This window comes from Buttiauxella cochleicola, assembly GCF_021282405.1.
Taxonomy (GTDB): Bacteria; Pseudomonadota; Gammaproteobacteria; order Enterobacterales; family Enterobacteriaceae; genus Buttiauxella; species Buttiauxella massiliensis.
In genome coordinates this window covers 23,345-31,578 of the sequence record NZ_JAJSOU010000029.1, presented here as the reverse complement: position 1 = coordinate 31,578, position 8,234 = coordinate 23,345, and the positions used below count along the sequence as shown (strand labels likewise).

7 protein-coding genes, 5 tRNA genes and 1 other RNA gene are annotated in these 8,234 nt (G+C 49.7%); 1 reads left to right on the top strand and 12 read right to left on the bottom strand.

Annotated features, from left to right (window positions below; all coding sequences use genetic code 11):
• Positions 1–224 precede the first annotated feature (224 nt).
• Positions 225–1,157: a CDF family zinc transporter ZitB gene (zitB, locus tag LVQ79_RS22320; protein ID WP_232867034.1), complete on the top strand. Its 933-nt coding sequence runs from the start codon at positions 225–227 to the stop codon at positions 1,155–1,157.
• Here the strand turns inward: zitB and pnuC are convergent, their stop codons facing one another.
• The 12 genes from pnuC to tolA form a co-directional block, all read right to left on the bottom strand.
• A complete protein-coding gene (gene pnuC, locus LVQ79_RS22315; RefSeq protein WP_232867033.1) occupies positions 1,158–1,874 on the bottom strand; it encodes a nicotinamide riboside transporter PnuC in 717 nt (238 codons plus the stop codon). It lies immediately after the preceding gene.
• 100 nt (positions 1,875–1,974) lie between these two features.
• Positions 1,975–3,036 carry a quinolinate synthase NadA gene (nadA, locus tag LVQ79_RS22310; RefSeq protein WP_232867031.1) on the bottom strand — a complete coding sequence of 354 codons (1,062 nt, stop codon included), beginning with the start codon at positions 3,034–3,036 and terminating at the stop codon, positions 1,975–1,977.
• Positions 3,037–3,261: 225 nt separating this feature from the next.
• Positions 3,262–3,337 (bottom strand) — tRNA-Lys (locus LVQ79_RS22305).
• Between the two features lie 3 nt (positions 3,338–3,340).
• Positions 3,341–3,416 (bottom strand) — tRNA-Val (locus LVQ79_RS22300).
• Positions 3,417–3,449: 33 nt separating this feature from the next.
• Positions 3,450–3,525, bottom strand: a tRNA-Lys gene (locus LVQ79_RS22295).
• 46 nt (positions 3,526–3,571) lie between these two features.
• Positions 3,572–3,647 (bottom strand) — tRNA-Lys (locus tag LVQ79_RS22290).
• Between the two features lie 44 nt (positions 3,648–3,691).
• A non-coding RNA gene (locus tag LVQ79_RS22285) (RtT sRNA) lies at positions 3,692–3,817 on the bottom strand.
• A gap of 15 nt (positions 3,818–3,832) precedes the next feature.
• Positions 3,833–3,908: transfer RNA gene (locus LVQ79_RS22280), tRNA-Lys, on the bottom strand.
• A 164-nt stretch (positions 3,909–4,072) separates the two neighbouring features.
• A complete protein-coding gene (gene cpoB, locus LVQ79_RS22275) occupies positions 4,073–4,873 on the bottom strand; it encodes a cell division protein CpoB (RefSeq protein WP_232867029.1) in 801 nt (266 codons plus the stop codon).
• A 9-nt stretch (positions 4,874–4,882) separates the two neighbouring features.
• On the bottom strand, positions 4,883–5,404 hold the full coding sequence (gene pal, locus LVQ79_RS22270) for a peptidoglycan-associated lipoprotein Pal (RefSeq protein WP_064512605.1): 522 nt from the start codon (positions 5,402–5,404) through the stop codon (positions 4,883–4,885).
• 26 nt (positions 5,405–5,430) lie between these two features.
• Positions 5,431–6,723 (bottom strand): Tol-Pal system beta propeller repeat protein TolB, encoded by a 1,293-nt coding sequence (tolB, locus tag LVQ79_RS22265; RefSeq protein WP_034458746.1) that lies wholly within the window; start codon positions 6,721–6,723, stop codon positions 5,431–5,433.
• Positions 6,724–6,851: 128 nt separating this feature from the next.
• Positions 6,852–8,153 carry a cell envelope integrity protein TolA gene (gene tolA, locus LVQ79_RS22260; RefSeq protein WP_232867027.1) on the bottom strand — a complete coding sequence of 434 codons (1,302 nt, stop codon included), beginning with the start codon at positions 8,151–8,153 and terminating at the stop codon, positions 6,852–6,854.
• Positions 8,154–8,234 lie beyond the last annotated feature (81 nt).

Here is an 8,234-nt window from a genome sequence, read left to right as displayed (position 1 = left end):
TACAGCAACGCAGCGATGCTAAAACTCCCCTCGAGGCGTGAGCGTGAATATGCAAGGGAAGTGAGAGAAAAAAGGTCGAAATATCCCTTAAAAAACAATGCCGGTCACCTTAAGTGACCGGCATTAAGAGCTTAGGCTCTCCTTTTTTATGAGCGTTATTCAACAAGTTATCAATGTTAGTGGTTATAATTAGCGCATTGTTGCTTTACGGATACAGAGGAACCATGGCGCATACACATCAACATACCCCGAGTGATTCCAACTCCAGGCGCCTTCTGTGGGCTTTTGCCGTCACAGCAATCTTTATGGTGGCCGAAGTCATCGGTGGTGTGCTTTCTGGCTCGCTTGCCCTGCTCGCTGACGCGGGTCATATGCTGACAGATGCAGCGGCATTACTGGTGGCTTTGCTGGCAGTACAGTTTGCGCGCCGTCCAGCAAATACTCGCCATACCTTCGGTTGGTTAAGGTTGACGACACTTGCAGCCTTTGTGAATGCCATTGCTCTGGTGGTGATAACCATTCTGATTGTCTGGGAGGCAGTAGTTCGTTTTTATCATCCGCAACCCATAGCCGGCTGGACGATGCTGATTATTGCGTTTGCCGGGTTACTGGCGAATCTATTTTCGTTCTGGATTTTGCATCGTGGAAACGAAGAAAAAAATATTAACGTTCGCGCTGCAGCTCTGCACGTTTTGGGAGATTTGTTAGGTTCGGTAGGAGCCATTGCTGCGGCACTGATCATTCTTTGGACAGGCTGGACACCTATTGACCCTATCCTTTCCATCCTGGTTTCGTGCCTGGTGTTACGTAGCGCATGGAGTTTGCTCAAAGAGAGCGTCAATGAACTTCTCGAAGGCGCACCTCATGCTTTTGATATTCCGGTACTGAAGCGCAAACTGGCCAGAACCATCCCGGAAGTACGGAATGTTCATCATGTCCATATCTGGTTAGTTGGTGAGAAACCGTTGATGACTCTTCATGTTCAGGTGGTACCTCCGCACGATCACGATGCTCTGCTAGAACGCATCCACCATTTTTTAAAAGAGGAATATCAGATTGAGCATGCGACGGTGCAGATGGAGTATCAGCTTTGCCAGGGGCAGGATTGCGACTTAAACGAGCATGACCATCATGGCCATGCTCATCATCACCACTGATTAGGAAAAGGCGCGTGAACCCCGTTCATGCGCACTTTTGATCCACATGCGGCTACCGTTGAGCGCAATAAACGTCAGGATCAAATACTCCAGCGACATTGCATAGACGCCCTGCAGGGCAAAAATAACCACGCTAATCATGTTAATGATCACCCAAAGTAGCCAGTTTTCGACGTACTTACGAGTCATCAGAATCATCGCCACAATGGACAGTACCATCATGCAAGAGTCCCAGAATGGGAAAGCATCAGGTTGAAGATCAGGCATCGTTACATTCATGCCTGAAGCCTGCATAACGGAAACCGCCGTACGAGTCAGGAAAGCAAATACCGGGTCGATGAAGATTGTCATCAGTCCAATAGCACCGACGCAGAATACAATCCAGGCCAGCGCCTTAGGTAACGGTAACCAACGAATATGGAGTGCAGCCTGATTGTCACTGGTCTGTCTCGACCAGGCATACCAGCCATAAATATTAGCTGCAAAGAAGAACAGTTGTAGCAACAGGCTCGCATAGAGTTGAATCTGGAAGAAAATAATCGCAAATAGAGTGACGTTAATTAAACCAAATGCGTAGTTGCTGATTTTCTCAAGACTTGCCAGCCAGATACACAGTAAACCCGCCACTGTCCCGACTGCCTCAATCCACGATAAATCATACCCGCCAGCCCCGATGGGTATGTGAACCAAAATGTTCTGCGTGCTAAAAAAGTCCATATTCGCTCCTTAAGGTATTCCCAAAATAATTGGAGCTGCATCAAGGGTACGTGAACGTAGCCAACATAGATGCAGCTTCAAATATGACAGGATAAAATCCTTACGCATTACCCTTAACGTTGCGTCGCAACTCAGCGGCAAAATCTAACATTCGATTTAAAGGCACCAGCGCGCCCTCACGCAGCGCAGCATCAACATGGATCTCGTGTGCCGCTCCGCCTTGCTCCAATCCCTCAGCGATGGCTTTAAGGCCGTTCATCGCCATCCATGGGCAATGTGCACAGGTACGGCACGTTGCACCTTCTCCTGCGGTTGGCGCTTCGAACAATTCTTTATCCGGGCATGCCTGCTGCATTTTGTAGAAGATGCCACGATCCGTGGCCACAATCAGTTTCTTATGGGGCAACGTTTTTGCTGCAGCAATCAGCTGGCTGGTAGAACCGACAGCATCGGCCAAATCAACGATTGCTTGCGGTGATTCAGGGTGAACCAATACTGCTGCATCCGGATAAAGTGCTTTCATGCGGGTCAATGCCTGAGTTTTAAACTCGTCATGCACAATGCACGCACCTTGCCAGCACAACACGTCAGCACCCGTCTGCTTTTGAACGTAATTTCCCAGATGACGATCCGGTGCCCAGATGATTTTCTCGCCCAGGCTGTCCAGATGTTCAATTAATTCAACTGCAATGCTGGAAGTCACAACCCAATCCGCACGCGCTTTTACCGCTGCGGAAGTATTAGCATAGACCACCACTGTGCGATCAGGGTGTTGATCGCAGAAGGCGTTGAACTCTTCGATTGGGCAGCCGAGATCCAAAGAGCACTCTGCATTCAGAGTTGGCATCAGAACGGTTTTTTCTGGGCTCAGGATTTTCGAGGTTTCCCCCATAAAGCGCACCCCAGCCACCAACAGCGTGGTTGCTGGATGATTGGCTCCGAAACGCGCCATCTCCAGCGAATCAGAGATACAGCCCCCCGTCTCTTCAGCCAGAGCCTGAATTTCAGGATCAGTGTAGTAATGAGCCACCATCACAGCATTCCGCTCTTTCAGCAGGCGCTTGATTTTCTCACGGTAAAATTGCTTTTCATCCGCGCTCAAAGGCTGTGGTTTAGGTGGGAAGGGATAAATCGCTGCTTCTGGATCGAACATTACGCTCATAGTGCTTTCTCGTTTGACTGACTTAACCAAATTAGCACTATTCTGGCGAAGACCTACCAGAAATGGCCACGGTTGTTTTGTATGCTAAACAAGATAGCGAATTATGGCTGGATTGTCGTGAGGAATTTACAGTTACCTAAGCCCAATGCCTTCCTTCTGCAGAAGGAAGAAGTCGTTCGGGCTGTAGAAACGAAAAAAGCGCCCAAAGGCGCTTTTTTCTGAATTTGGTGGGGCGTGCAGGATTCGAACCTGCGACCAATTGATTAAAAGTCAACTGCTCTACCAACTGAGCTAACGCCCCGAATGGTGGGTGATGACGGGCTCGAACCGCCGACCCCCTCCGTGTAAAGGAGGTGCTCTACCAACTGAGCTAATCACCCAAACTTCGGTACTACTTCGCACTACTTAAATATTGGTGGGGCGTGCAGGATTCGAACCTGCGACCAATTGATTAAAAGTCAACTGCTCTACCAACTGAGCTAACGCCCCGCAATGCGGTTTACTGCTAATATCGAAGATGCTTTCACTCGAGGAGTGGTGGGGCGTGCAGGATTCGAACCTGCGACCAATTGATTAAAAGTCAACTGCTCTACCAACTGAGCTAACGCCCCGCTATGCGGTTTACTGCTTCTTCAAATACTTACTGCATCGAAATTGGTGGGGCGTGCAGGATGATTCGGCCTTTGGCCTCACCCTCCGGGTCGTTGCTACGCAACACTGTTTCGCTTTCGCTCAACTCGAACCTGCTGCAGGTTCAAACCCTTCACGATTCACTGACTTCGTACTACATCGAAATTGGTGGGGCGTGCAGGATTCGAACCTGCGACCAATTGATTAAAAGTCAACTGCTCTACCAACTGAGCTAACGCCCCAATTTCGTGTCACTTTCGGTTTGTTTGATATCCCTTGGCAACGGCGGCATATATTACTGATTTAAGATTTTGACGCAACAAGAATTTCGATCAAGATCACCTAATGGCTTGTGTTTTGTCCGGCTTGACCAGAAAAGCAGCAATATCTGGTCAGGCCGCACACACTACATCGCATTCAGACGTTTTTGAGCCTGCTTTGCGCCTTCGGTATTTGGGAACTGTTTGATCACTTGTTGATACACAGCTTTCGCTTTTGCGGTATCACCTTTGTCTTGCATGATCACACCGACTTTATACATTGCATCTGGAGCCTTAGGTGATTTCGGGTAATTTTTCACCACAGAGGCAAAATAAAACGCCGCATCATCCTTTTTCCCCTTGTTGTAATTCAACTGACCTAACCAATAATTTGCATTTGGCTGGTAAGTTGAATCTGGGTACTTTTTAACAAAACTCTGAAATGCAGCAAGGGCTTCATCCTGACGGGACTTATCCTGCACCATGGCAATAGCCGCATTGTAGTCGCTGTTAGCGTCACCACCTTGCACTGGGGCTGCTGCAGCTGGTGTTTCAGCTGCAGCACCAGCATCAGGTGTAGCTGCCGCTGCAGCCCCCTGATCGGTGCTACCAGCCGCTTGTCCTGCTGCTGCACCACCACTACCAAGGCTGTCTATCTGCAATAAAATTTGCTTCTGACGCTCAACAACCTGATTCAATTGGTATTGGCTTTCCTGAATTTGACCACGCAGGGAATCAATATCATTTTGATTATCAGAGAGTTGTTGTTGGAGTTGAGTTAAAAGTTGACTATGAGCGTTAGAAATACGCTCGAGTTGAGTGACACGGTCTTCGACCGAGCCTGAGCCGACACTACTGATTGGCGCCTGAGCAGTAGCGGCCCAGGGGGCCGCTATGCCAACCAGTAACGACAGACTCAACAAGTGATGTCTGAGGTTACTGTTCATGCAGTTCTCTTAGTAAACCAGTACGGCACGACGGTTTTTAGCGTAAGCCGCTTCGTCATGACCCAGTACTGCTGGTTTTTCTTTACCGTAAGAAACGATGGAGATCTGGTCTGCAGAAACGCCTTTACCTTGCAGGTACATCTTAACAGCGCTAGCACGACGCTCACCCAGGGCAATGTTATATTCCGGGGTACCACGTTCGTCCGCATGACCTTCTACGGTCACTTTGTAAGATGGGTTGCTACGCAGGAAGTTAGCGTGTGCATCCAGCATTGCAGCGAAGTCAGAAGAAACATCATACTTATCCAGACCGAAGTATACGATGTTGTTCTGTTGCAGCTGTTGCATCTGCAGGCGAGCCTGTTCTTCAGATGACATGTTGCCATTGCTACCGTTAGCGTCCATACCAGTGCCGGCGCCCAGCATACCTTCGCCGCTCTCGTTGTTGGCGCTCTTGTTAGAACTACACGCAGCGATTGCCATAACAGGCAGTGCCAGCATCAGCCCTTTCAGCACTTTGTTCAGTTGCATTTCTTTGATCCTTTAATATTTTATTATCACAGATACGGCGACCAGGCAGGAGATTTAACCTGACCATCGGTTGCCGGAAGACGCGCTTTGAAACGCCCATCTGTTGAGACCAGATTCAGCACAGATCCCATCCCCTGAGAAGAGCTGTAGATTACCATCGTGCCGTTAGGTGCCAGACTTGGCGTTTCATCCAGGAACGTTGACGATAAAGTTTGTACGCCACCCGCTACCAGATCCTGTTTGGCGATGTGTTGCTGCCCACTATTGGAGCTCACCATCACCATAAACTTACCGTCGGAACTCACATCAGCATTCTGGTTCTGAGGACCTTCCCAGGACAGACGCTGCGGAGCACCACCGTTGATATTCACTTTATAAATCTGCGGACGCCCAGCCTGGTCAGAGGTATAAGCTACATTCTGGCTATCCGGGAACCACGTTGGTTCTGTATTGTTGCTGCGTCCATCAGTTACCTGACGAATCTGACCAGAAGCTATGTCCATAACATACAGGTTCATACTACCGGTTTTAGATAGCGTGAAGGCCAGTTTGCTGCCGTCTGGAGAAAATGCTGGCGCACCGTTATGACGAGGGAACGAAGCTACCTGACGAATTGCACCATTCGCCAGAGTCTGAATAACCAGAGCAGAACGGCCACTTTCAAATGTTACATAAGCCAGTTTGCTGCCGTCTGGAGACCATGCTGGTGACATCAGCGGTTCAGGAGAACGTTTGACAACATTGGTGTTGTAGCCATCGTAATCAGATACGCGCAGTTCATACGGGAACTGGCCGCCGTTAGTCTGCACCACATAAGCGATACGAGTACGGAACGCACCTTTAATGCCTGTCAGCTTCTCAAACACTTCATCACTTGCGGTATGACCAGCATAGCGAATCCACTGTTTGTTCACCTTGTAGGAATTCTGCGCAAGCACAGTACCAGGTGCACCAGAAGTATCAACCAACTGGTAAGCAACGGTATAGCTGCCATCACCGTTTGGTGTAACCTGGCCTACAACAACGGCATCAATACCCAGAGCAGTCCACGCGGCCGGTTGCACTTCCTGAGCGGAGCCAGGCTGCTGCGGTAAGCGTGAACGATCCAGTGGATTGAATTTGCCGCTATTACGTAAGTCTGCAGCAACGATGCCACCAATATCTTCTGGCGCGGCACCGGGGCCTCCCCATTTAAATGGCGCAACACCAATTGGACGTGCTGAGTCCACCCCTTGGGTGATCTCAATACGGACTTCTGCGTGCAGTACTGCTGCCCACAGCATTAAAAAACTTAAAGCTACTCGAAATGCCTGCTTCATCATATCTCCCTTATCTGGACCCAAAGCCCACGATAATTTAGCAGAATGTTAACAAACTCAAATACACAAAACTACCAAAACCCTGTGACACAGCCTGGTTAGTTTTCCCCGCTTTCGCGAGGAAAATTTTACTGTGGCTTAAAGTCGATAGGCGCGTTTTTGAAAGCTTCATAAACGTCCTGGCTTGGCGGCTTCGGAATCTTCGCCAGACGTGCTGCCGCAATGGCAGCCTGACACAGGGCCGGGTCGCCACCTTCTGATTTGATATCAAGAAGTAAACCATCAGGAGCCAGTTTTATGCGCAATGAACAGGTCTTACCACTAAAGGCAGGGTCCTGGTAAAACTTACTTTCTATTGCTGCTTTTATCTGACCTGCGTAACCATTGATTTCAGCACCAGAAGCGCCATTATTTTTATTATTCCCTTTCCCAGCCGCAGCTGCGCTATTACCTTTTGCTCCTGCACCCGTTTTCGGTGCATTCTTACCTGAGCTCAAGTCGCCAAATAGATCGTCAACGCCCGCAGCGGCAGCTTTATCGGCAGCGGCTTTCTCAGCAGCAGCCTTTTTCTTAGCATCTGCAGCAGCTTTCTTATCAGCAGCACCTTTTGCAGCAGCAGCCTTATCGGCCGCGGCTTTTTCAGACGCAGCTTTCTCGGCGGCGGCAGCTTCTGCTGCTGCTTTTTTCTCAGCATCAGCAGCCTTTTTAGCAGCTTCAGCGGCGGCTTTCTTCTCAGCATCTTGCTGAGCTTTCTTCGCTGCAGCATCTGCGGCTTTCTTCTCGGCTTCCTGCTGAGATTTTTTCGCCGCAGCAGCGGCTTCAGCAGCTGCTTTTTTCTCTGCATCAGCGGCTTTTTTAGCTGCTTCTTCAGTCGCTTTCTTTTGTGCATCTGCAGCAGCTTTCTTCGCCGCTTCTTCCGCAGCCTTCGCCTGAGCGTCAGCCTGAGATTTTGCCTGAGCATCAGCTTGGGCTTTGGCATCTGCTTTGGCTTTCGCCGCCGCTGCTTCAGCTTGCTTCTGTTGCTCCTGCGCTTCTTTAGCGGCTTCTTGCGCTTGTTTCTGCTGGTCTGCTTGTTGCTTCGCTTGTTCCTGCGCTTCCAGGCGTTCTTTCTCCAGTTGCTTCAGGCGCTGTTGTTCAGCAGCCTGTTTTTCCTGAAGTTCTTCCGCCTGTTGTTGCGCTTGTTTCTCGCGTTGCTCCGCCGCACGTTTGCTGCTCGACTGCTGTTGCTGCTGGCGATTGTACTGTTGAACAACTGCACCTGGGTCGACCATGACCGCGTCAATAGCCGAACCCCCACCGCCGCCAGCACTGGCGTCGATGTGCTCGTCAAACGAACTCCAAATCAGGACTGCAATCAAAATGATATGCAGGATCACTGAGACGATTATCGCGCGCTTGAGCTTATCGTTTTCTATGGTTGCCTTTGACACTATCGGTTCCCAAATATAGCAAGATATATCCGTCATACTTCAAGTTGCAGGGGCGTTGGCTGCTCTCCCTCACCCCAGTCA